A 23,238-nucleotide genomic window follows, 5' to 3' on the forward strand; every position below is an offset into this window, starting at 1 on the left:
CGCGGCTGGCCAGCCATTATAAAAAGGAGGGCCTATGAGTCCTTTATTAATATCTCTGGGAGCGGGCGTGTTTATTGGTCTTATTTATGCGCTACTCAATGTACGATCTCCGGCTCCGCCGGCAGTGGCGCTTGTCGGTCTGCTGGGAATGATTTTTGGTAGTACGTTAGGTATAAAGCTGCTGCATCATGATGCCACTGCCTGGGTTCCTGCTCATGATCACAGGCTGCATGTTGTTGATAAACGTCCAGCACTCGAACTATCAAATACGCAGCAGGTGAGCTAATCATGCTGAAAACCTACGTTATTTCTTTGGTGATGGGCGTGCTGGTCGGTGTTATTTACGCCTTTATGGACGTCAACTCACCGGCTCCGCCAGTCATTGCGTTGCTGGGACTGTTTGGTATGCTGGTCGGCGAACAGATTATTCCGCTGTGTAAGCGACTGATTAATCGTCAGCCGGTAACTCTGGCTTGGTTTCGTCATGAGTGTGTGCCGAAAATTAGCGGTACGCCTCCGCCCTCTGCTGACAAACCCTCCTAAGGAAGCGCCTCAGGGAGTTGTGAAAAATATTTAAGGAAAACAGCATGCAGCTGTCGCAGCGCATTGTCATTGTTGATGATGAACGTTCTGTTCGCAGTGCCCTGACAAACCTGCTTCAGTCGGAAGGTTACTCGACGCAGTCATTTGAATCGGCAGAAGATCTTTTATGTAATGAAACAGCGCTTACGGACGCTGCGCTGTTCATTATTGATGTCCAGTTGAAAGGTATGTCTGGTTTTGATTTATTCAGAGAGCTCATCAAGAGACTGCAAAATCCCCCAGGCATTATTATCTCCGGTAACGGTGATGACAAAATGCTCTGGTACGCAATCAATTTAGGCGCCATTACTTTTATGCGAAAGCCAATTGATATTGATGCTTTATTCGATCATATCCGGCTGGAGTTTTCTATCCGGTCTTCGCGCCTATGAGTTCAATTTTATTGTCTTTACATAGCGCCGATGAAACAGACTTCGCTATCAGTGACGAAATTGTTTTCACGCCTCTGGCTCAGGAAGGCAGCGTAAATTGGTTTCTCTGTCGTCATGCCAGTTCTGGTGAAACATTTGTTTTGGCAACTGCAGCGAATGAGGAAGCGCTCTTTCAGGTAACACAACGGTTGAAAAATGAGTTTTCATTACGCAATACGTTATATCTGAAAGCTGGGCGCTTAAGCCTTTAAGACAGGCTTTCTACCAGGGACGTTATTCTCTCATTTATTCCTCTTTTGTTTACAGAACGCTGGCCGACTCTTTATGCGTGCCGCCTGACACCATCAGGACCTTTTTCAACAGCGCAGCGATGCTATGTGACGCCCTCGGTAAGATGCATCAGCAAGGGCTGGTTCACGGCGACATTAAGCCCTCTAACTTTTTCTTTACCGACGAGGGCACCGTTCAGCTTGGTGGCTTCGGGCTAGCATCAATGGAGAGGGATCTCCTGCAGCAAGCCCTGTTGCCAGTGTCAGGCGGAACGCTTGCCTACATGTCGCCAGAGCATACTTCACGGACAGCACACCGTGTCAGCCGGGTGAGTGATTTATACAGCCTGGGCATCGTTCTTTATGAATTACTGACGGGCAAGCTTCCTTACGGCAATGCCGAGGGCGGATTGGCAGAATGGGTTCACCACCACATTGCATCAGAAGCGCTGCCGCCGCATAAGCTGCGTAAAGACGTTCCGGTCGTGCTCTCTTCCATTATTCTGCGGCTACTGGCTAAGTCACCTGAATACCGATATCAAACGGTGGAGGGGTTACTGGCCGATCTCAAGCGCTGTGAGTCAAATCTGATGCCTGATGGGATTATTGAATCCTTTGCATTGGGTTTGCAGGATATGCAGCCTTCGACGTTATCCACTGATTCACTCTATTCCGATCACACTCAGGCAAGCGACATCCTGGCGGCATTTGATGAAGTCTGCAGCAGCGGAAAACATAGCCTGGTGGCAGTCTGCGGAGCGCCGGGTTCAGGCAAATCATCTGTGATTGCTTCGTCGTTAAAAATACTGCGTAGCAAAAAAACATTGCTGACGATGGTGAAAGCAGACCAGCATTCTCCGATATTACCCTACGCAATTTTCACCTCTGCCTTCAAACAGCTGACCTTACATCTGCTGGGCCTTCCCGCTGAAGAGATGGCGCGCTGGAAAGCGCATATCACACGCGTACTGGGAGATTATGCCGGCCTTGCGGTGAACCTGATCCCCGATCTGGGCATACTGCTAAACCAGAAAGCAGCCTTCCAGACAGACGCCGGCTCGCTTGATGCACGAAAGCGCGTAAACCTTGTCGCATGCAGCCTGGCTAAGGCATTCACAACACCGGGAAGGCCACTGGTCATACTTATTGATGACGTTCACTGGGCTGATCAAGCGACCCTGCATTTGCTGCAGAATCTTCTGAACTCAAGCGATGATATCCCGTTGTTACTGGTGGTAACCTATCGGGACGACGCTTCGTTACCCTGTCCGGCCGTAGCCGCTAACCTTACCCGTATCCGGGCAGCCGCAAACCGCATTGTTGATATCACGCCAGAGCCGCTATCGATAAAAAATATTGCACACTGGCTGGCAGGGCTTTTTCACACCCGAAGTGCAGCAACCATAGAGCTTGCGCAAATCATTCATGAAAAAACGGCGGGTAACCCGCTTGCAGCGCGTGAGTTTTTCAGGCAAGCCGTGCAGGATAATCATATAACGCACAAAGCCCCGTCTAAATGGACGTTTGATTCTCAGGTGCTTAGAAACAGTCATTACACCGCTAATGTAGCTGCGGGGGTATTACAGCATCTGGAAACGCTTCCGCCGCCGCTTCGCAGCCTGCTGGGAAAATTAGCCTGCACAGGAAGCGCGGGTGATCTGAACATAATCAGTAATATTCTTTGTATACCTGTCGCAGAAATCAAAGCCATGCTGCTGCAAGCAGCGACAGCCAGACTCATTTCACTGACCGATACGGGTTACTCTTTTATGCATGCCAGCATGCATGAAGGCGCGCTTAATCTCATGACGGTTGAAGAGAAAGATAACTTTCATTACGCAGCCGCGCTGTATTACAGCTATGAATCCAACCGGGATATCACCAGCGCCACCCTCTTCAGGGCTGCGCATCATTTAATCACTATTCAAAATACCGCACTGTTAGCCGCCGAGGCCGAGACGTTTGCACAGCTGATTTTTGACGCGAGTAAGCGGGCTAAAATTACCGGCGATTACGTTTCTGCGCTGCGTTTTTTACATACATCGCGCGCGCTCAACACCCTTTCAGGCACCAAAGATAGCGGCATGTTTATGCTTGAAGAGGCCGAATGCGAATTCTTAAACGGCAATTTAACCGCTGCGCTGGTGATAAGCTCAAAAATCCTCACGACACCCGGTGATGTGACGAATAAAGCGGAGGCTGCCAGCCTGATTGCAGAGATTCATATGCGCCAATCGGACAGTCAGTTGGCGCTGGAAACAGCACTCGCCTGGCTGGCAGTTTTTGGCATACAGCTGAACCGTTATCCCGATAAGCAAGAGTGCGATGCAGCCAGGATATTGCTGAAAGAAGATGTGGGTAAAAACCCCTATACCCGGTTCCGTTCACTGCCGCGGCTGACCTGTGAAAAGACAGAAGCTGTGATGAATCTGATGGCCAGTGCCAGCACTTTCGCTGCCTTCATCAGTCCGCGTCTTCAATTCATGATCCTGTGCAAACTGCTTCATCTGACCATGGCCCGCGGCATCAGCGGCGCTTCGACCCTTGCGCTCTCTTGGTATGGCGTTGTCTGTGGCGATCAATACGATGAATACAGCCGTGGATTCGCCAGTACACTGCTTGCGCGCGAGTTGGTCTATAAACACGACTTTGTCAGTTATAAAGCCCGAACACTGCTGCCCCTTGACCAAGTCAGCGTATGGACGATGCCCCTGACTTACGCCATTGAGTGCGCTAAAGCGACGTTTGATGTTGCTGTTGAAGGGGGAGATCGGACATCCGCGTGCCTGGCGTTGCGTCATGTCGTTATGAATTATCTCGCACGCGGGGATCATTTGGATGGTGTTCACACCTCCATCACGCGCGGGATAACTTATGTGCGTAAGGCGCAATACCCTGATGTGGAAGTGATTCTGGGCATGCAGCTTGACTACGTTATGTTCTTACGTAAGCCAAGAGGCGATACGTTTTCAGGCGACCATTTTATGACACCCGTTTTAAACGTGTTGAAGCCGGAAAATGCTATCGAACCCGTGTTGCTCATGCAGTTTTGGTCACGCCTTTACAAAGGAATGGCGCATTTTTTCGCTCATGAGTATGACTCGGCCAGTCAATGTTTTGCGAACGCGGCGCCGCTGACTGAATTTATCCCGGGTCATGTGCATATGTTGGATTTCCATTTATACAGTGCGCTGGCTCTCTCCGTACCGCTTAAGCCCAACACTTTTGACGAAGAGAAGCGTCAGCAGTTGATGCGCCATCTGGATAAGATCGTTACTTGGTCAAATGAGAATGAAAAAACATTTTCAGACAAGGAAGCGCTGCTGCGTGCCGAGCTGCTGAGGCTTGAGGAAAAGACAGCGCAGGCGATGGAGCAGTATGAAAAGGCCATTGAACTGTCGCGTAAAGAGCAATTTCATCACATCAATGGTCTGGCCTGCGAGCTGGCGGCTCGCTTTGCTTATGACAGAAACCTGGTGTTTGCTGGAGATGCCTACATTAAGGGTGCGCTGTCAGCATGGGAACGCTGGGGGGCTGGCGCGAAGGTGCGCCAGCTTGAAAGCTTATATCCTAATCTGGCTAATCCGAACCCACAGACGGCGCTCAACACGGTGACCTTTGAGCAAAGCGCGGTTATCAGCGATTTGCAGAGCATGGTAACGGCTATGCGTGCGCTGACAGAAGAGATCAATCTGGATCGCCTGATTCATATCCTTATGGTGATGCTGGTTGAAAGAGCCGGGGCGCAGCACTGCTTGCTTATCCGCCTGACTGACGGTGATGTACCAGAAATTCAGGCCAGGGCCACCACGACTGTTGACGGGATTCGGGTGAAAATCGTCAAAGAGCTTCCGGTCTCTACGGATCTTCCGCTTTCAATATTATCTGCAGTCATTCGCACCGGGCAGGAAATCCGCACGGGCAAACCGGAAGTGTTCAGCCCGTTCAGTCAGGACAACTATCTGGTCGCATCTGGTGCTGCGGTCATGTGCGTGCCGATGTTCAGGCAAGCACAAATGGTCGGGGTGCTTTATCTGGAGAATCGTTTGATGCCGGACGTGTTTACCGCCGAACATTCAAGGATAGTGTCGATGCTGGGCGCGCAGGCCGCTGTTTCACTTGAGACTGCTCGTCTGTACGCTGAGCTGGTGGATGAAAACATCCAGCGTCGGAAAATTGAAAAACAGCTTCGCGCCAGCCAGACCTCGCTGATGCTCGGTGAAAAAATAAGTAATACCGGCACGTGGCATTGGCTTCTGGATCCAGACATACAGCTGATTTCAGATGAATATAAACGCATTATGGGCCTGCCCCCCGAACAGAGCAGCACGTCAATGGTTGAATTCCAGAGTCGTGTTCACCCAGATGATATTCACTGTCTTAAAGCGCTGATAGAAACGAGTGTTCGTGATGGTGTCAGCATGAAGGCTGAATTCCGCATCATTCGGGATGATGGTGAATGCCGGTACATTAAAGGCATTGGCGAGCCCGTCGAAAACTGGCCAGAAGTGGCGGAATATTTTGGCACGCTGACGGACATCACGGCGCAACGCCACTCTGAGGATGCTGTCAGGATTGCTCAGGCTGAACTTGCCCGCGTCGCGCGCGCCACGACTGTCGGACAGCTAACATCCTCTATCGCACATGAGATCAATCAGCCGCTGATGTCTATCGTGGCCAATGCCGGTGCCAGCCTACGCTGGCTGAAACGTGAACCTTCGCAACTCGAGAATGCCAGTCAGAGTCTGGAAGAGATTATCAAGGAAGGTCGCCGGGCGGGGGAGATCATTCGTGGGTTGCAGGCGCTCACCCGTAATAACGTCTCTGAATTTGCCCCCGCCAGGCTTCATCTGCTAGCACGTGATATTTTAACCCTATCGCGTCTTGAACTTGAGCGTCGACACGTTGCGCTGGAGCTGGATTTTAAAGCGGAACTGGATGAGATATTTTGCGAGAGCGTACAGATACAGCAGGTTCTCCTTAACCTGGTTATCAATGCTATTGAAGCAATGACTGATAATCAGGGCGCACGTATTCTGCGACTCGCTTCCTCCCATCCCGCTGATGACCTTATTAAGATTGAAGTCGCAGATAACGGTACAGGTCTGGCAGAAGAGGTTATCGGTAAAATTTTCGACTCTTTCTATACCACCAAAGCGGAAGGGATGGGAATGGGGCTCACCATCTGCAATGAAATTATCAAACGACACGGCGGGGTACTTTGTGCTGAAAACCGGCAGGACGGAGGGAGTCTGTTCTGGTTTACGCTTCCGTTGAATATAGCGTAAGCGCGTTAACGTAACCCTCCCGGCGTGTTTCGCGGGAGGTTTTTTTAATTAATTCTATTTAAATTAAATATTATCTGACTAAATTGACCACGTTATAATCAGTTAATACGCTTGGCTTGATGATATTTATCATTATTATTTGTGTCTGGATAAATAATGATAAATATCCTGTCAGCGTCGCGCTATCTATTTTAGACGTTCCTTTCAAATTATCTCAACAGCTTATGGGCTTATGAGTGATTCGATAGCGTGTTTACCGTTCTGCCAGAAATACGGTTTTGTTCGCCCGGACGGCTGCATTTTTTTAATGTGATTAAGTAAAGGGCGACAAAGAGCAGCACAACACAATTTTTGAGCATATTCATCTTATTCTCTCCATTGAAAATGGCCGCAGGCTTAACGCTTTAGCTGCGGCCCTTTTCATCACTTAACCAGCTCTGCTGAGATATAAGCACCGTTTGTAAAGCGTGCGCTGGTGATCTTATATGAAGTGCCCGCTTGCTTGGCCTGAAGCGCAATTTTAGCTTCAGCACTATCAAGCGTCGAGGCGCTTGCAGTCACGCTCTGCGCAAAACCTGAGAAAGAGAACAAAGAAAGAGCAGCTAAAGCAACAATGTTTTTGACGATATTCATGGTCGGTTCCTTATTGAGATTTTCAGTTTATGAGACGATTTGTCTCGATGGGATGAATAGTAGGTCGATAAGGTTCCGGTTAAAATAGCTGTTTTGTGGTGAAGTAAATCAAAATATTTGAACCTTCATTGTCAGTAAAAATTTTATCGATAGACGGGTTTTGCTCAGACAGTCAACCGCCAGGTTGAATATTTAGGGTATGTCATACTTCACAGCCATTTATAAAGAACAAGGCCGCATAAAAGTTAAGTTCTCCTGTCAGCGGCTTTTTCAATTATCTCTTCGTATAACTATCTGTTTGTATACCTATCTCTTTGTATAACTTCCTTTTGCTTAAAGCAGACCTGATAATTTATCCACCTTAAGTTCGCTCAGTCATTGCGCTAAGCGCACTTTATATCGAGTTAACCGAACGGGAAATCGATGTGAACATGACTCATCCTGGCGAGAAGATGATTACGGTACGCAGTAAAATTGTGGATACCGTGGTCAGGGACCTGCTTCCATGGATTGAAGATAATTTGTCTGATGAAACGATACGGGTGAAAACGGTCACGCAACGAAGTGGCTATGGGCATTGGCATTTTCAGCGGGTATTCAGAGTGCAAATGGGGTGTAACCTTGCTGAGTACATCCGGCTGCGAAGAATTTCCAGGGCAGCCTTTTCAGTCGCCTTTACCAATAGAGATATTCTCGACATTGCCCTTGAAAATGGCTTTACCAGTCAACAAAACTTTAGCCGAATTTTTAAAAAGTATCTTCTGATTGCACCGACGATATTCAGAAAAGAGTGTTCAGGCCAGGAAGTCGCGTTCAGGGAGATCACGCGAAATTTGCATGAGAATCATATTTGCCAGATATCGAAGCAAATGTTTTTTAATGAATTAAGAAAATAAATTTTTTAGGTAGAAATTAAAAGATCCGCTGGGGTAGTTGAGATTCGAAGCAAATATTTAGACTTAATGTTTATGCCGCACCAAGAGGAATTAATGGATATAAAATATTTGGCGCTTATGGCGTCCTGCATCATTTTGTCGGGGAAAGTCTCTGCGGCCGAAATCTATAATAAAGATGGTAACAAGCTTGACTTATATGGTCTGGTATCGGGGTTGCATTATTTTAGTGATGACGCCAGTCAGGATGGCGATCAGTCCTACATGCGTATTGGATTTAAGGGCCAAACCCAGATTTCAGACCTGATCACCGGCTACGGCCAGTGGCAGAGCCAGTTCAACGCTAACCAGCCGGAGAGCGACAGCAACTCCATGTTCACCCGTCTGGGCTTTGCCGGTATTAAGGTAGGCAGCTACGGATCATTTGATTATGGCCGCAACACCGGCGTGCTTTATGACGCGCTGAGCCTGACAGATATGCAGCCAGAATTTGATGCCCTGACATATAACACCGATCAGTTTATGTTTCGCCGCGGAAACAGCCTCGCCACTTACCGAAATAGCGATCTTTTCGGCTTAATCGATGGCCTGGACATCACACTGCAGTATCAGGGGAAAAATGACGGCGGCGGTGAGCCTGGCGCTCGCGACGTGTTGCGTCAGAACGGTGACGGATATGGTATGTCGGTTTCTTACGCTTTTGGCGACGGGTTTAAGGCGGTGGGTGCTTTCACAAATTCCGATCGTACCCGTGAGCAGAATGGCAGCAGCGGCATTATGGGGCGCGGTGACAGGGCAGAAGCCTACTCTGCAGCGCTAAAATATGATGCGAACAATGTCTATCTGGGCGTGATGTACACGCAGGCGTATAACGCCTCACGTTTTGGCTCTAGCGCAAATGCTGGCGTGTATGGCTACGCCAATCAGTCAGACATCTTTGAAGTCTTTGCGCAGTATACGTTTGACTCAGGCTGGGTTCCCTTCATTGCTTATAACCAGGCGCGCGCTAAAGACCTGGGGCTGGCCGGTAACGGTAGAACGTATGGCAATCAGGATCTCGTGAAGTTTGTCGATTTTGGCGGCTCCTATCTGTTCAACAAAAACATGCTGACATACGTGGATTACAAGCTGAACCTGATTGATAAAAGTGATTTTTCCGAGGCGGCAGGCGTATCAACCGATGACATCCTGGCCGTTGGCCTTGTCTATCAGTTCTGATAACCCAGCCTGCATAACATGAATATGAAAACCCTGAGGGCAAACATGAACACGCCAGACCTTAAATTTGTCACGCTGACCTGCAGCTTGCGTACCGGCTCGGTTAACGCAATCATTGCCAATACTTTGCCGGAGCTGGCTCCAGAGGGCGTCTCTTTTACGCCGCTCGGTTCTCCCGGTGAATTTCCGCATTACAGTTCCGATACAGAAGCGGCGGGTTTTCCCGAGGAAGTGCTAGCCATGGCTGAGAGTATTATCCAGGCCGATGGGCTTATCATCATTACACCCGAATACAACCATTCGATACCAGGCGTGTTGAAGAATGCACTGGATTGGTTGTCACGCGTATCCCCTCAACCGATTGCAGGTAAACCGGTTTTGATTCAGTCAGCTTCACCCGGGAAGTTAGGCGGCGTCAGAGCACAGATACATCTGCGGCAGATTCTGGGCTATTTCGATGCCCGCATAATGAATAAACCTGAGGCAATCATTGGTGATGTCAGCGAGAAAATCAGCGGTAATAGGCTGACAGATGAGAATACGCGAGCTTTTCTGGCACGTCAGTTAACGGCTTTTACCGAGTTTGCTGCAAAGTGAGTTGTCGCTGAATAAGGCGCAGAGAGCATTACAGTATTTTCTCTGCGCTTTTATTTACACGCAATTCACTGGTGCAGGCGCTGGATTTTACTTATTCCGGCCATGCTGCATGCCGGAAATGAACACGCGTTTATGTCAGTAATTAACATATTAATGAATCCCGAACGCCTTCTATGACGACAGGCTTTTGTGATCTATCAATACCAATGAAATTTAATTGAGAACCCCGCATTGAGTGGTGTGTTATATATCAGTTAATAACCTGATTTCTGGCAACCGTATATAGCGCAACATTTAACTGCAATTAATGACAGGGAATTATGATGAATATAAAAATGAAAGTAGGCGCCTTGCTGTTGGCTGCTCAGATCTCGGCTGCCTATGCTGCAACGGCAGAAAACACACCTGCACCTACTGCGGGTGTAGCACGTTTTCTAACTGTGCTGAACAGCAGCGGCGGTAAGCCTATTGAGCAGCTCTCACCGAAAGCGGCGCGCGACGTGCTGATTGGTGCCCAGAAAGGCGTTAAACTTCCCCCGGCTGTGGTAACTGAAAAAATCATCAATGTCTTGGGCAAACCCTTAACGCTTACCGTAGTGAAACCTGAAAACACGTCGGGGACGCTGCCTGTGTTTATGTTTTTCCATGGCGGTGGCTGGGTTCTGGGTGATTACCAGACGCACGAGCGTTTAGTGCGCGATCTGGTCAATGAGTCTGGTGCGGCGGCGGTATTTGTAAATTATACGCCTTCTCCAGAAGCGCATTATCCTGTCGCCATTACGCAGGCGTATGAAGCGACTAAATGGGTTGCTGAGCACGGCGCTGAAATTGGTGTTGATGGTTCACGTCTGGCGTTGGTCGGAAACAGTGTCGGCGGTAACATGGTTGCGGCAGTAGCGCTGCAGGCAAAGCAATATCACACGCCAGCCATCCGTTATAGCGTTATGCTTTGGCCCGTTACTGATGCAAATTTTGACGATGCTTCATACCAGCAGTTTGCTGAAGGACATTTTCTTAGCCGCAATATGATGAAATGGTTCTGGGACAGCTACACCACTTCCGAAAAAGATCGTAATAACATCTTTGCCTCTCCGTTACGGGCAACCGCTGAGCAGTTGAAAGGCTTACCGCCAACCCTGATTCAGACAGCCGAACTGGATGTATTACGTGATGAAGGCGAAGCATTTGGACGTAAGCTTGATGCGGCGGGTGTCCCTGTTACCGTGACCCGCTATAACGGGATGATCCACGACTACGGCTTACTTAACGCGTTGAGTAAGGAACCCACGGTACGAACGGCACTACAGCAGGCGTCTTCAGAAATCCGTTTGCATTTGAAGTAAATAACCCTGCCAGCCTCAGGGCTGGCATGATGTTTTCACTCATGATGCCTATGAGTGAACATCGAACCTATCCCGTTCTATCGCCGGTTATCATTCACCGACCTCTCGTTTACACCATCATTGCCGTAAGTCTTTGCAACGGAACGCCAGTTAAGAGGGTTTTGCCTGACAACGGCTTCAGTTAGCGCCAGCTTCAGCAAACTTCTGTAAAGCTGCACCATCAAGGCGATAACGAACCCATTCATTTAAGGGCAGGGCATCAATGCTGAGATAGAAATCTTTAGCGGACTGATCCCAGTTCAGGACACTCCATTCAATACGACCACACTGACGTTTTATCGCCTGCTGTGCGATGAACTGAAGCAGGGCTTTACCTGCGCCTAAACCGCGGTAATTTGGAGAGAAATAGAGATCTTCCATGTATAAACCGCTGCGTCCCAGCCAGGCTGAATAGCTGGTTGATACCACAGCATATCCGGCAGTGATCCCGTCAATCTCACAAATGAAGGCTTCAGTATTACTATTGGAACCAAACAACGTATTCCTGATCTCCTCTGCGTTTGTTAGAGGTTGCTGCAGACCCTGCTCGTAAATGGATAATTCAACGATCATGTTGTAGATAATGTCTGCATCTTCGGGATACGCCTGTCGAATAGTCACGCCCATAAGTTATCGCTTTCTCAATAAGATTGAAGCTAACCAGCATAATCGTTATTGTTCGATGAAATAAGTGCAATAAAATCAACGAAAGGTGAATCTCATGCATCATGTGCTGAGGAGACTTGATTTAAACCTTCTGCCGGTTTTCGACGCCGTTTTCAGGCATAACTCAGTGAGGCTGGCCGCGATAGAGCTTTCTATGAGCACGTCCGCGCTAAGTCATGCACTTTCCAGACTGCGGGAATTTCTTAAAGATCCGCTGTTTTATCGGGACGGTCATAAAATGTGTCCCAGCGTCTATGCTTGCCAGTTAGCGCCCTACATTGCTGAAGCACTCATGGCCCTTAATAAGCATCTTTGTCCCGCTCAGCCCTTTAACCCACGAACCAGTGACGTCAGCTTTAAAATTGCCGTTACGGATTACACGGCCTTTTGCTTATTTCCCGGCCTAATGAAGACGCTAAAAGACGAAGCGCCACATCTGAGTTTTGAGCTCTGCCATTTACCCCACAATCCGGCTCTCAATGAATTACTCGCCGGTGAGATTGATATGGCGCTTAGCTTCAGCGAGCCGGGCGGACTTAATCATCCCGATTTGGAGGAAACGGATTTATTCAGCGACGAGTTTGTCGTCATCAGCACTGAGCAGCGTTCCAGCCTGGATTTGGCCGAGTATCTGTCTGCCGGGCATTTAGTCGTTACGCCCTGGAATGAAAAGCAGGGGCTGCTTGATTCACACCTTGAACGGTTGGGGTTAAAACGCAAAGTTGTCATTAAAACCCCGTCAATGCTTGGCGCTCCCTTCATTATTGCGGAAAGCGAACTGCTGATGGCAATTCCCTCTTATGTGGCGAGCAAAATTTCACAGACCGCCAAGGTCAGGATCTTCAAACTCCCTTTTGAGGCACCCAGATTCACAGTGAAAATATACTCACACAAACGAAGCGGTAAAAGAGAGCCGACGGAATGGATTAAATCAAAAATTGTTAGATCGGTAACGGAGAAAGAATATTGTTATACCTCCGCAGAATGTCGCGAAGGTTAACTATTTCGGAAAAAATCCAGGTATTCAACGCACCTTAATCATCAAATTTCGGCACCCGCCAGATCCGCGACGGGTGCGCCCGCGTTCCCTGTACATTTGCTGCCTCAGTTAATCTGCGCGGCCAGATCTTATCAAATCCGTAAGCTAAAATGAGGTAGTGAGTTGACGTAAAAAGACTAAAAACGTAGCGCTAGATTGATGGGACAGGTATGACCGAATTTAAAGGCAATAAAAAAGCGTTACCTGTGCGTTATTGCAAATGCTGCAAGAAACCGATGACCTGGCGTAAGAAATGGGAAACGTGTTGGGATGACGTGCAATATTGCTCCGAGCGATGCCGACGGCAGAGAAAGCAGCAGGTTGTCAGCAACGTTGAATGAAAAACGTCATAGCAGGCAGCTTTAGGCGGAAAAGCACTCTGTAAGTCTGAATAGGGGGAAAGAATGAACAAAATAACCTTGTTACAAGGCGATATAACCAAAGTCTCTGCTGAAGCTATTGTGAATGCAGCTAACTCGTCGTTATTGGGCGGCGGCGGTGTTGATGGGGCAATACATCGTGCGGGGGGGCCAGCGATTTTGGCAGAGTGTCAGATAATAAGGAACCGCCAGGGCGGCTGTAAGGTAGGGGATGCTGTCATCACAAAAGCCGGTAACCTACCCGCTGATTATGTCATTCATACGGTAGGGCCACGCTGGCAAGATGGGCATCACGGCGAAGATGAACTGTTGAGAAGTGCCTACTTAAATTGTTTTAAAATTATCGATGAATATGACATTAAAACCGTCTCTTTCCCAAACATCAGCACCGGAATTTATCATTTTCCCAAAGAGCGGGCCGCTAATATTGCTCTGGAGGTGATTACGCGTTGTTTGCGTGAAAATGCCAAAATAGAAAGGGTTAATTTAGTCTGTTTTGATGCAGATAATTACAACCTGTACTCAGCTCTAATGGCTGAATAGAGAGGGGTTAGATTCACCGCCTGTTTTTAAAGCTTACTATCGATATAAATTAATATTCATTGAACGTGCTCACGCAAAAACACAATGGCCTCTTCGCTATGTCGTGAAAGCGGCCATCCTGCCCGGTGAATCAGCCAGAGGGTATCAACGACCCTGCATATCCATGGGAATGCCGAACAGTGGCAACAGTTAACACCGCAAGCTCAGCTAATGCTTATTGCGCTGGCCCAAGGCAAACTACTGGGTGAGACGGTGCTAACGTTCTCGTTAGAAAAATTGCCAGAGCAATTGCTCGCGCTGAAATATCGCAGCTTTAGCGGCAAAGTTGTTATTGAAATTGATACTAATAAAGAGGTTTGAATGTCAGGGTTATTCTCTCCGTTTTCATTGAAAGATGTCACATTACGCAATCGAATTGCCGTTCCGCCGATGTGCCAGTACAGCGCCGAAGACGGCGTGGCTAATGACTGGCATCGCGTGCACTACACCAGCCTTGCGCGTGGTGGTGCGGGTTTAGTTATCGTCGAAGCTACGGCTGTTTCCCCAGAAGGGCGGATTACGCCAGCTTGCCTCGGCATCTGGAATGACGCGCAGGCCGCTGAACTGGCCCACATCGCACGTGAAATCAAAGCAGCAGGCGCGGTGCCTGGCATTCAGATTGGCCATGCAGGACGTAAAGCCAGCGCCAACAAACCGTGGGAAGGCGACGATCATATCGCGGCGGAAGATGGGCGTGGTTGGGATACGATCGCTCCCTCGGCCGTTGCTTTTGGCAACAACCTGCCGCAGGTGCCTGCAGAGATGACGCTGGATGATATCGCCCGAGTGCGTAATGACTTTGTGCTGGCTGCAAAGCGCGCGCGCGATGCTGGTTTTGAATGGCTGGAGCTGCATTTTGCACATGGTTATCTGGCACAGAGCTTCTTCTCTGTTCACGCTAATAAGCGTACCGATCAATATGGCGGTGATGCTGCGGGCCGCAGTCGTTTTCTGAATGAAACGTTTAATGCCGTACGTGACATTTGGCCCGAAAATCTGCCCTTAACCGCGCGTTTTGGTGTGCTGGAATTTGATGGCCGTGACGAAGAAACGTTAGAGGAGTCTATTGCGCTGACTAAACAATTACGTTCAGCCGGCTTGGATTTGCTCAGCGTGAGTATTGGATTCTCAACACCGGATGCAAACATTCCGTGGGGACCCGCATTCCTCGCCCCGATCTCGGCGCGTGTGAGAAAAGAAGCTCAGATCCCGGTTGCTTCTGCCTGGGGTATTGATTCGCCGGTTATCGCCAATCAAACGATTGAAAAAGGTGAACTGGACTTGGTGATGGTAGGCAGAGCGCACCTTGCTAATCCAAATTGGGCCTACAATGCCGCACTCGCGTTGAAAAAAGAGAAAGCATCGTGGGTATTACCCGCGCCTTATGCACACTGGTTGGATCGCTATCGCGTGAGTGAATAAGATGTCGGGTATCGTCAGCTTTATTATGGCGATACCCGATCATTCTAATGGCTTAATAATACTTAACTCACTGTTTATATTTTATTTTTTACAGGCTAAAACCCGCCGACTCTCCGCTCTTTAGTCCTAAACCGCACAAACAATGATCATTGATACTCATATCTAAACTACCTTTTATCTCATGCGTACAGCGACGGAGGTGATGAACACCTTTTTAGATTCGCTGCCTATCTCTTTGAAAACTTCATGTTTTAGCCCCACTTCTCGCGCCCCTGTCTCATACGCAAAGCCAAGCATCCGGATAGATTTTTCTTCGTTCAACTGAGGAGTTCGCACTATGTCATTCGTAACGACCCAAGACGGTGTAAATATCTTTTTTAAAGACTGGGGCCCCAAGAATGCAAAACCCATTGTCTTTCATCATGGATGGCCGTTAAGCGCAGACGATTGGGATACACAGATGTTATTTTTTCTGGAAAAAGGCTTCCGCGTTATTGCTATTGATCGTCGCGGGCATGGCCGCTCGGATCAAGTGAGTGATGGACATGATATGGATCATTACGCCGCTGACGCTTCAGCCGTTGTTGAACATCTGGATTTAAAAGACACGGTTCACATCGGTCACTCGACCGGAGGCGGAGAAGTTGCACGCTACGTAGCGCAGTATGGCCAGCCACAAGGTCGGGTTGCGAAAGCGGTTTTAATCAGTGCGGTTCCTCCCTTAATGGTCAAGACAGAGAACAATCCCGGCGGTACGCCGATCGGCGTTTTTGATGGCTTTCGCAGTGCGCTCGCGGCTAACCGCGCTCAGTTCTTTCTCGATGTTGCGTCTGGACCTTTTTACGGGTTTAACCGAAGTGGCGCAGAACTCTCGTTGGGAACGATTCAGAACTGGTGGCGCCAGGGTATGAACGGCAGTGCTAAAGCGCATTACGAAGGGATTAAGGCCTTTTCAGAAACCGATCAAACTGATGATCTCAAGGCCATTACCGTTCCGACGCTCATTCTGCAAGGTGATGACGATCAGGTCGTTCCTTATAAGAATGCCTCTGTTCTCCAGGATGAGTTGTTAACCAATGGCACGCTTAAAATTTATCCCGGCTATCCTCACGGCATGCACACTACCCATGCAGATGTGATTAACGCTGACTTACTTGCCTTCATCCAGTCTTAAAATCTCTCTCAACTGAGAGGCGTTTTATCCCTGCCTTTCAGTTGATTTTTAAGAGTTCTTCATCTTATTTCAGTTAAGCCGAGTGAAGATATAGGTCGAGATAGCAGCGTGACAGCTTAGCTAAAGCGCCTTAATCGCGGCTTCAATTTTCGCTGCCGTTGATTTAATCACAGCCGAGGGAATCGCATCACCCAAGGCATTGGCGGTGGCCACAAACGAGGCCGCCACGTCGCAAACTTCCTCAATGATTGTGTTCAGCGTTTTTTCGCTAATATCTGCAGCTTTTGCAGCCTTAATGAGCGCCTTACGACCGATTTGACTGCCGTAGCCCGCTACTGAAGAGTGATGTTGACCGCCCGGCCCCATTTGAAAGGTAAGATCATAGGCGGGTGAAACTTGCCACTTTTCGGCCTGATTGAGCGTAAACGCGAAGTTTTTGGCGTGGTCATCTTGGATGTTCATGATCACATTAAACACCATGCGACGCGCCTGGACTTCTCGTTCTGCCGCTGAACGGGTGATCATTCCCGTTGCCCGCAGGATGTCAGTGTAATCAAGACAGGGTTGCAGAAAGCAGCATTAAAAATGCAGCAGCATAAAAAGCCACCTGATAGGAACAGTTTCTGGCTATGCTGAGCCCTGACATGGATGAGCCATGTGGAGAAAAATGTATAGCGTGCTCAGTGGCAGAGCTGGCGAAAGAGATGTGCGTCAGCGCGTGCCTGCGACGGATACCGTGATTCCCCCACGCAGGCGGCGCAGTACAAACGACAGCGTCAGATCAGCGAACTGAGGTTCGCCCGGCGCGGTTGATGGCAACCCTGACAGAAGGCCTATCCAGGTCTTTAACCTAGTCCGTTCTGTAACGTTTCAACCACAAACTCCAAAAATGCGGGTTAATTTTTTTGCGCTGAATGCGCGTATTTGAACCAGGGAAGAGAGTGATGTTTCATCTTATTTTCAGCATACCGAGCTGGTATGTTATCGCACGTTTTGTTTTGCCATTAGCCATGCCGCTGGTGTTAAAAGTTATCTTATCCTTGCTGGTGTTGCTGGCTTCACAATATCTTTTGATAAGCCGATTTACTGCGGGTGGTATTTTTTCACCTGAAATGCCCCGAACGGTGATCATTCTGTTCAACTGGGCCTTCAGTGCGGTTTTATTTCTCGCTATGACGCAATTACTGATTGATGCGGTTACGGTGATGTCGCTGTTGTTCCGACATCCCCTGGAGATTGCGCCCGGTGTGCGTTACCTGGCAGCGCTATTTGCTATTGCGCTTGGCGCGATAAGCGTTCATCAGGCAATACGCGTTCCCCCGGTAAAAGATGTGACCATTGAAATCGAGAATCTTCCTGCTGAATTCGAAGGTTACCAGTTGCTTCAGCTGACCGATTTGCACATCACTAAGCTCTTTAATGCCACATGGACTGCGGCGCTGGTGAAAAGAGCGATGTCGCTTAACGCGAACCTAATCGTTGTTACAGGTGATGTGATTGATGGCACCCTGCAAAACCGCAGAGCAGATGTTGAGCCGCTGCGTGGGTTGAATGCGCCAGATGGTGTGTTTGCCATCACTGGGAATCACGAATATTTCTTTGAGCAGGAACGATGGACCGATCATCTGGCTTCACTGGGGTTGCATCCGTTGCTGAACAGCCACGCGATCATCAAACGGGATGGCGCAGAGCTGGTGATTGCCGGCCTGCCTGATGCTTCAGCATCTCGAAGAAATACGATCGGCCCGGACCTGACGAAAGCGCTAAGAGGTGCACCGGAAAATGCGCCGGTGATTCTGCTCGATCACCAACCACGTAATGCCCGGCAAAATGCGCTGCAGAAAGTCGATTTACAGCTCTCTGGCCATACACATGGTGGTTTGATTGTCGGATTTGATCGGCTGTTTGCTAAACCCAACGCGGGTTTTGTTTCGGGTTTGTACAATGTAGATGGCATGCAGCTCTACGTGAACAACGGAACCGCGCTGTGGCCAGGCGTGGCGGTGCGATTAGGGCGCCCATCAGAGTTGACCCGCATTACATTGCAGCGAAGAAAATAAGTGCCGAAAGCGGGGGGGCGATCACTGATTCAGGGATAGGGTTGACCCGCTTTCGCACCGCAGACCTCCTTTTGCATGTCATATCCCATCGCGCGCAGCGCAGCCTCAGTCAGATAAGTGGTCCAGTGCTGATCCTGATTACAACCAACGTAAATAAACTCCCTAATTAATACCCCTCAAACCATCAGGATTTGGGAAAACCGCCATAATTAGTAGGAATACACATTGGTGGAGACAATCATGGAGGCTTTACTAAAGGCAGATATCGACGAATTCAAAACGCATTTCTTGGGCGAGGTGGTTCTTCCTGACGATGCAAACTACGACGAAGTGCGCCAGATCTGGAATGCCATGATCGACCGCAAACCCACGCTGATCGCCCGCTGCACATCACCTGAGGATGTCGTTCAGGCCATCCAATTTGGGCGCACGCAAAATCTTCTTATCTCGATCCGAGGAGGTGGACACAACATTGCAGGTAATGCCGTATGCGACGACGGCCTGATGATCGACCTGTCGCTGATGAAGGGAGTACACGTAGACCTGACCACCAAAAGGGCCAGCGTCGAGCCAGGCTGTACCCTTAACGAGTTTGATGAGGTCGTGCAGGAACATGGCCTTGCCACGCCCCTGGGCATCAATTCGACTACAGGTGTGGCCGGCCTGACACTCGGCGGCGGGTTCGGCTGGCTGAGTCGGAAGTACGGTATGACCGTAGATAATCTGCTTTCCGCAGAGGTCGTCACGGCAGATGGCAGTCAACTCCACGCCAGCGATTCAGAAAACGCGGATCTCTTTTGGGGGCTTCGAGGTGGCGGCGGTAATTACGGTGTTATTACTCGCTTCGAATTCCAACTCCATCCCGTTGGGCCGAACGTACTGAGTGGGCTCATCGTCTTTGCGTTTGATCAGGCAAAGCAAGTGATCTCGCAGTTCGCCCGATTCACCGAGACGATGCCGGATGAGCTCAATGTTTGGATGGTCACGCGCAAGGCACCTCCGCTACCTTTCCTGCCTGAGGCATTTCACGGGAAAGAGATGATCGCGCTCGCTCTTTGCTATGTGGGCGACCCTAAAGAGGGAGAGAAGCTTATCGAGCCGCTGCGCGGGTTTGGCACGGTGCTCGGCGAGCACATCGGCGTGCAGCCTTATATCGCCTGGCAGCAGGCATTCGATCCGCTTTTGTCAAAAGGAGCACGCAACTACTGGAAGTCTCACAACTTCTCGCAAATCAGTGACGGTGTTATCGATGCCATTATCGAATACGCGGCCAGATTACCGTCACCTCAGTGTGAGATATTTATCGCAACAATAGGAGGCCAGACAGCCAGCGTAGCGCCCGAGGCAATGGCCTACTCAAGCCGGGATGCCAATTACGTGATGAATGTGCACGGTCGCTGGGAGACCGCCGCCGAGGATGCACACTGCATCGCCTGGGCGCGCGAATTCTTCGCTAAATCACAACCGTTTGCCAGCAGTGGTGCTTACATCAACTTCCTCACCGAAGAGGAGACCGACCGTATTTCTTTCGCTTACGGAGCCACCTACAATCGACTGGTGGAGCTCAAGAATAAGTACGACCCGACCAATCTCTTTCGGATGAATCAGAACATCAAGCCGGTATGAGGCCAGCTATTGCGCCTAACAACAGTATGTAGCCCGCACGCTACGCATACTGAAGATGCTAAACGTTAGGCGCAGTAACGATGCACTTTTGTTGGCCAGATTTTGCCAGGCGGCAGCTTTTTAGGGGTTAAGATGGTTTCAACTTCATTCTCATTTGAAACAGCCGCTTGTCCGTAAAAGCCACTTCTAACGCTCAATGTCATCATCCTCAAAAGCGGATCTCACGGCATCCACAACGCGTTGCGCGCGCGTTATATCCTCAAGCTGTGGATAATCCTTTTTCAGTTTGCCGGATAGCCGCCAGCCGTTTTCTTTCAGTGAACGGATGATGCGATTGGCATCCTGATCCGGCATTTCAAGCACGTCTTTGAGTCGCTCTTGTGCCTTCTGGAAAATCACCAGAACTCTTGCTTCATCAGCCATTTCAGTGCGCACCGTATGCTCAATCACACGGGCGGTATACAGCACATGTTCTGTTAAATCGGGATAGCGCCAGGCGAAACGTGCATCCTCATAATCAGTGAAATAGAAGTTACTCGGCGTGCCGTCTTCATAGTGAATAATCTCACCAAAACGATACGAGGTTGCGTATCTGCGCATTAATCGCTTCGAAAAAACTTCAAGCGTACGATCATACCCAACGCGAAAATTCAGTGAGCTGGTGATGGTGGCAGAGACCGGCAGAATGACGCCATCCGGCACTGCGCGATCGCGTATTAAGGTATCGTTAATTAAAAAACGATGAATACGGTCATTCCCATCGCGCATCGGATGAATGTAAACGAAGCCAAAGGCGATAACGCCAGCGCGGGCCAGAGGCTCAGCACCTCGTGTAGCCAGCTCAAATTCTTTAAGTCCATTCATGAATTCCGGGACATCTTCAAACTGCGGGGCAACGTAATGGACGATGTCTTCACGCATCGTTGCTTGCCCAACAAAAACGGGCGAACGCCGCAAACCCAATCCCAGTGCATCATGCCCGAGTATTCCTTTTTGCAGGGCATGCAGGCTGGTATCGCTTAGAGGATCGTCAATCTGACCACAATATTGAGCAATAACATGGGCAAACCGCTGTATACGATCTGCCTGATCGGCTTCTTTCTCTATCAGAAAACTGGCTCGGGACTCTTTGAAGGTGAGCCAACTGGCTGTGCGCATCAGGATATCCGCGCCGAAAATGTTATCTAAATCGGCCAGTGCGGCTGTCACATCAAACGATAACGCCGTCTTTACTGCGGGTGTACGACGAACGAGTGGGCAGAAACCGGCTGACCCCGGCAAATTGTCATTGATGCGCCAGCGTTTCGCTCTTTTTACTGCGGTTCGCGTGAGATATTTTTTAGGTGAAATGGCATCGACATAGCCTCCATTTGTCACATCTGGCACATTCAATGTCACGCCTGTCAGCCATTCATACAGGAACCCCGTTCGGCGAGCATATTGCCCAAAAGGCTCGCGCCGACACCACATCTCGATGGGTTCAGGACCGGTTGCGGTAAAAAGTCTGGCAAAGAACTCCAGATGAATCTCTTCGTATTTGAGTCCAAACTCAAAGTGACCGGAGAAATCGTCATTAGGGCGATAACTTGGCGGATATTTGTTTTCTACGCGGTCATTACTGTCATGGCTGCTTCGTACTGTGCCAATAGATGACTCAACACGCAGAGGCTGAGCCAGCTCAATCCCATAATGTTTTGAAAGCGCTTTGAAACCCACCAGCATCGACCAAACTCCCTAACACTTGAATAAAAATGATAATGAAATAGAAATCTACCGCGAAAACGATAACAGGGCGAGCGGGTAAGCGATAAATAAAGTGTAGATTTGTTAATAAAATCGGTTTTATGAATGAAAGCGATAACACGTTGATGGATGAGCTTAACGAGTGATGGATTTATTCGCAGAGAAAAGGGGGGCTTAAGGCACAGAATGCATTCAGACCGAGGCGTTTATAAGTGAGCGGGTTCATGAAATAGCGAACGAGTGATCAATCGGTTTTTGCCAGGCGAGTGAGCGTCCCTGCTCTTGCTTCACCCTCAAAAGCGGCTATGGATAGGTGAATAAGACTGACCGTAAAGGCGAGAGTGCAATGCGGAGCCGTAGCAACACCGGTCTTCAGGAATTCAGGTGTCGGAAGCAACGAGTCGTCCTGATGGAATAATGCTTGATAAGCTCCGCCATATTCAGCACGGGCTTAACATGTTCTAAACCCTGTTTTGCTTTGATCAACCGCAGCGCATGACTGAGCAGACAGGTAACACAACGGGCGCGCAATTCCTCCCTGTTACCGCTACAAAGCCATCGAACTAATGGCGTAAGCATGAAGGCTAAAACATCGCCCGGGCTGTAGCGGGTATAAATTTTCCACAGGTAACGTGCCCGCGTTTCATCTGTTCCATACTGAAGGTGAATAATAAATTCCTGTCTACGCAATTCCCAGCCGCTGGGGCGGTAATGCCATGACTCGTTAAGCAATGTAGAGATTTCACTGAGCGTGTCACCGGATGACGTGAGCGCGCGGACGACCCTGATTTGCGCAACCTGTGACTCACTGTAGCCTTCTGAGCAAGGAGGTTTAATGAGTGAAGCTGTCTGCCAACTGGTGAGCGTTGCAGGAAGGATGCCAGTCATACGACAGACAGTTGAAGTAGGAATAAACAAACCGGTTATCTCCGTCAGGCTAAACAAGGTTACTCAGCCTGCCTCAGTGCCTGACGATGAAAATTGATTTTGCTCAAAATAAATTACCTTCCGTTATTTATTAGCTTGCAATTAAGAATAATCCGACCACGGGTTTAGACGTAAATCACATGACTAGAATTTTTCAGCCGGGCTGATGCTGAGAGAAGAGGGTATACAGGCGATTTATAAGAAAATATCTGTCTGACACTTCGTGTGGCCGCTTTGTATGAATAAAAAACGACTTTTATCGACATATAAGTAAAACGTATCGATATCATTATCATGTCTAAAACATGCGTTAGAGAAGAACTAAGATTTACTTAATTGTCTGAATATGAATGATTTATACAAAA

General features: G+C 49.1%; 22 protein-coding genes. 17 read left to right on the top strand and 5 right to left on the bottom strand.

The genetic code is table 11. The annotated features are described in order from the left end of the window. Positions 1-34: 34 nt before the first annotated feature. The 5 genes from MUG06_RS17505 (at position 35) to MUG06_RS17520 (ending at position 6,531) form a co-directional block, all read left to right on the top strand. Positions 35-286: a DUF1427 family protein gene (locus tag MUG06_RS17505; protein ID WP_243079442.1), complete on the top strand. Its 252-nt coding sequence runs from the start codon at positions 35-37 to the stop codon at positions 284-286. Positions 287-288: 2 nt separating this feature from the next. Further along, positions 289-543, top strand: coding sequence for a XapX domain-containing protein (locus MUG06_RS17510; RefSeq protein ID WP_243079443.1), 255 nt, complete (start codon positions 289-291; stop codon positions 541-543). A gap of 44 nt (positions 544-587) precedes the next feature. Then, a complete protein-coding gene (locus tag MUG06_RS17515) occupies positions 588-974 on the top strand; it encodes a response regulator (protein ID WP_215844841.1) in 387 nt (128 codons plus the stop codon). After that, positions 971-1,225, top strand: a complete 255-nt coding sequence (locus MUG06_RS22860; protein WP_347568902.1) for a hypothetical protein — start codon at positions 971-973, stop codon at positions 1,223-1,225. The genes MUG06_RS17515 and MUG06_RS22860 overlap by 4 nt, the downstream gene beginning before the upstream one ends. A gap of 119 nt (positions 1,226-1,344) precedes the next feature. Beyond that, positions 1,345-6,531: an AAA family ATPase gene (locus MUG06_RS17520; protein ID WP_347568903.1), complete on the top strand. Its 5,187-nt coding sequence runs from the start codon at positions 1,345-1,347 to the stop codon at positions 6,529-6,531. 423 nt (positions 6,532-6,954) lie between these two features. Here MUG06_RS17520 and MUG06_RS17525 read toward each other — a convergent pair whose 3' ends face one another. Continuing rightward, a complete protein-coding gene (locus MUG06_RS17525) occupies positions 6,955-7,164 on the bottom strand; it encodes a DUF1471 domain-containing protein (RefSeq protein ID WP_215844840.1) in 210 nt (69 codons plus the stop codon). Between the two features lie 431 nt (positions 7,165-7,595). Here MUG06_RS17525 and MUG06_RS17530 point away from each other — a divergent pair, with 431 nt between their 5' ends. From MUG06_RS17530 to MUG06_RS17545, 4 genes are all read left to right on the top strand, one after another. Next, positions 7,596-8,060: a helix-turn-helix domain-containing protein gene (locus tag MUG06_RS17530; RefSeq protein ID WP_243079669.1), complete on the top strand. Its 465-nt coding sequence runs from the start codon at positions 7,596-7,598 to the stop codon at positions 8,058-8,060. Positions 8,061-8,153: 93 nt separating this feature from the next. Beyond that, entirely contained in the window at positions 8,154-9,275 is a 1,122-nt protein-coding gene (gene ompC / locus MUG06_RS17535; RefSeq protein WP_243079444.1) for a porin OmpC, read from the top strand. A gap of 45 nt (positions 9,276-9,320) precedes the next feature. Next, complete coding sequence (locus MUG06_RS17540; RefSeq protein ID WP_243079445.1) at positions 9,321-9,872, top strand: NADPH-dependent FMN reductase; 552 nt, start codon at positions 9,321-9,323, stop codon at positions 9,870-9,872. Positions 9,873-10,195: 323 nt separating this feature from the next. Further along, entirely contained in the window at positions 10,196-11,215 is a 1,020-nt protein-coding gene (locus MUG06_RS17545) for an alpha/beta hydrolase (RefSeq protein WP_243079670.1), read from the top strand. Between the two features lie 177 nt (positions 11,216-11,392). On the opposite strand, the gene MUG06_RS17550 is transcribed toward MUG06_RS17545, so the two are convergent. Continuing rightward, the gene (locus MUG06_RS17550) at positions 11,393-11,881 is read right to left on the bottom strand and encodes a GNAT family N-acetyltransferase (protein WP_243079446.1); all 489 of its coding nucleotides are present in this window, start codon (positions 11,879-11,881) and stop codon (positions 11,393-11,395) included. A 94-nt stretch (positions 11,882-11,975) separates the two neighbouring features. Here MUG06_RS17550 and MUG06_RS17555 point away from each other — a divergent pair, with 94 nt between their 5' ends. The 6 genes from MUG06_RS17555 (at position 11,976) to MUG06_RS17580 (ending at position 16,517) form a co-directional block, all read left to right on the top strand. Next, positions 11,976-12,920, top strand: coding sequence for a LysR family transcriptional regulator (locus MUG06_RS17555; RefSeq protein ID WP_243079447.1), 945 nt, complete (start codon positions 11,976-11,978; stop codon positions 12,918-12,920). 209 nt (positions 12,921-13,129) lie between these two features. Continuing rightward, the gene (locus MUG06_RS17560) at positions 13,130-13,300 is read left to right on the top strand and encodes a DUF2256 domain-containing protein (protein ID WP_243079448.1); all 171 of its coding nucleotides are present in this window, start codon (positions 13,130-13,132) and stop codon (positions 13,298-13,300) included. 63 nt (positions 13,301-13,363) lie between these two features. Beyond that, positions 13,364-13,882, top strand: coding sequence for an O-acetyl-ADP-ribose deacetylase (locus MUG06_RS17565; RefSeq protein WP_243079449.1), 519 nt, complete (start codon positions 13,364-13,366; stop codon positions 13,880-13,882). 210 nt (positions 13,883-14,092) lie between these two features. Next, positions 14,093-14,242, top strand: a complete 150-nt coding sequence (locus tag MUG06_RS17570; RefSeq protein WP_243079450.1) for a hypothetical protein — start codon at positions 14,093-14,095, stop codon at positions 14,240-14,242. After that, the gene (locus tag MUG06_RS17575) at positions 14,243-15,343 is read left to right on the top strand and encodes an NADH:flavin oxidoreductase/NADH oxidase (protein ID WP_243079451.1); all 1,101 of its coding nucleotides are present in this window, start codon (positions 14,243-14,245) and stop codon (positions 15,341-15,343) included. Positions 15,344-15,680: 337 nt separating this feature from the next. Next, complete coding sequence (locus MUG06_RS17580) at positions 15,681-16,517, top strand: alpha/beta hydrolase (RefSeq protein ID WP_243079452.1); 837 nt, start codon at positions 15,681-15,683, stop codon at positions 16,515-16,517. A gap of 120 nt (positions 16,518-16,637) precedes the next feature. On the opposite strand, the gene MUG06_RS17585 is transcribed toward MUG06_RS17580, so the two are convergent. Beyond that, positions 16,638-17,087 carry a HipA domain-containing protein gene (locus MUG06_RS17585; RefSeq protein WP_279234051.1) on the bottom strand — a complete coding sequence of 150 codons (450 nt, stop codon included), beginning with the start codon at positions 17,085-17,087 and terminating at the stop codon, positions 16,638-16,640. 374 nt (positions 17,088-17,461) lie between these two features. Between MUG06_RS17585 and MUG06_RS17590 the strand changes: the two genes are divergently transcribed. Beyond that, entirely contained in the window at positions 17,462-18,577 is a 1,116-nt protein-coding gene (locus tag MUG06_RS17590; protein ID WP_243079454.1) for a metallophosphoesterase, read from the top strand. A gap of 240 nt (positions 18,578-18,817) precedes the next feature. After that, a complete protein-coding gene (locus MUG06_RS17595) occupies positions 18,818-20,203 on the top strand; it encodes an FAD-binding oxidoreductase (RefSeq protein WP_243079455.1) in 1,386 nt (461 codons plus the stop codon). Between the two features lie 186 nt (positions 20,204-20,389). Here the strand turns inward: MUG06_RS17595 and MUG06_RS17600 are convergent, their stop codons facing one another. Then, positions 20,390-21,925 carry a Fic family protein gene (locus MUG06_RS17600; protein ID WP_243079456.1) on the bottom strand — a complete coding sequence of 512 codons (1,536 nt, stop codon included), beginning with the start codon at positions 21,923-21,925 and terminating at the stop codon, positions 20,390-20,392. 393 nt (positions 21,926-22,318) lie between these two features. Continuing rightward, on the bottom strand, positions 22,319-22,891 hold the full coding sequence (locus tag MUG06_RS17605; RefSeq protein WP_243079457.1) for a MerR family transcriptional regulator: 573 nt from the start codon (positions 22,889-22,891) through the stop codon (positions 22,319-22,321). Positions 22,892-23,238: the final 347 nt, after the last annotated feature.

This window comes from Pantoea sp. MQR6 (genome assembly GCF_022761075.1).
Classification (GTDB): domain Bacteria; phylum Pseudomonadota; class Gammaproteobacteria; order Enterobacterales; family Enterobacteriaceae; genus Pantoea; species Pantoea phytostimulans.

Coding starts and splice junctions, on each gene's coding strand:
- MUG06_RS17505 (WP_243079442.1), top strand. CDS start 35: ATGAGTCCTTTATTAATATCTCTGGGAGCGGGCGTGTTTATTGGTCTT.
- MUG06_RS17510 (WP_243079443.1), top strand. CDS start 289: ATGCTGAAAACCTACGTTATTTCTTTGGTGATGGGCGTGCTGGTCGGT.
- MUG06_RS17515 (WP_215844841.1), top strand. CDS start 588: ATGCAGCTGTCGCAGCGCATTGTCATTGTTGATGATGAACGTTCTGTT.
- MUG06_RS22860 (WP_347568902.1), top strand. CDS start 971: ATGAGTTCAATTTTATTGTCTTTACATAGCGCCGATGAAACAGACTTC.
- MUG06_RS17520 (WP_347568903.1), top strand. CDS start 1,345: ATGCTATGTGACGCCCTCGGTAAGATGCATCAGCAAGGGCTGGTTCAC.
- MUG06_RS17525 (WP_215844840.1), bottom strand. CDS start 7,164: ATGAATATCGTCAAAAACATTGTTGCTTTAGCTGCTCTTTCTTTGTTC.
- MUG06_RS17530 (WP_243079669.1), top strand. CDS start 7,596: ATGACTCATCCTGGCGAGAAGATGATTACGGTACGCAGTAAAATTGTG.
- ompC (WP_243079444.1), top strand. CDS start 8,154: ATGGATATAAAATATTTGGCGCTTATGGCGTCCTGCATCATTTTGTCG.
- MUG06_RS17540 (WP_243079445.1), top strand. CDS start 9,321: ATGAACACGCCAGACCTTAAATTTGTCACGCTGACCTGCAGCTTGCGT.
- MUG06_RS17545 (WP_243079670.1), top strand. CDS start 10,196: ATGAATATAAAAATGAAAGTAGGCGCCTTGCTGTTGGCTGCTCAGATC.
- MUG06_RS17550 (WP_243079446.1), bottom strand. CDS start 11,881: ATGGGCGTGACTATTCGACAGGCGTATCCCGAAGATGCAGACATTATC.
- MUG06_RS17555 (WP_243079447.1), top strand. CDS start 11,976: ATGCATCATGTGCTGAGGAGACTTGATTTAAACCTTCTGCCGGTTTTC.
- MUG06_RS17560 (WP_243079448.1), top strand. CDS start 13,130: ATGACCGAATTTAAAGGCAATAAAAAAGCGTTACCTGTGCGTTATTGC.
- MUG06_RS17565 (WP_243079449.1), top strand. CDS start 13,364: ATGAACAAAATAACCTTGTTACAAGGCGATATAACCAAAGTCTCTGCT.
- MUG06_RS17570 (WP_243079450.1), top strand. CDS start 14,093: ATGCTTATTGCGCTGGCCCAAGGCAAACTACTGGGTGAGACGGTGCTA.
- MUG06_RS17575 (WP_243079451.1), top strand. CDS start 14,243: ATGTCAGGGTTATTCTCTCCGTTTTCATTGAAAGATGTCACATTACGC.
- MUG06_RS17580 (WP_243079452.1), top strand. CDS start 15,681: ATGTCATTCGTAACGACCCAAGACGGTGTAAATATCTTTTTTAAAGAC.
- MUG06_RS17590 (WP_243079454.1), top strand. CDS start 17,462: ATGTTTCATCTTATTTTCAGCATACCGAGCTGGTATGTTATCGCACGT.
- MUG06_RS17595 (WP_243079455.1), top strand. CDS start 18,818: ATGGAGGCTTTACTAAAGGCAGATATCGACGAATTCAAAACGCATTTC.
- MUG06_RS17600 (WP_243079456.1), bottom strand. CDS start 21,925: ATGCTGGTGGGTTTCAAAGCGCTTTCAAAACATTATGGGATTGAGCTG.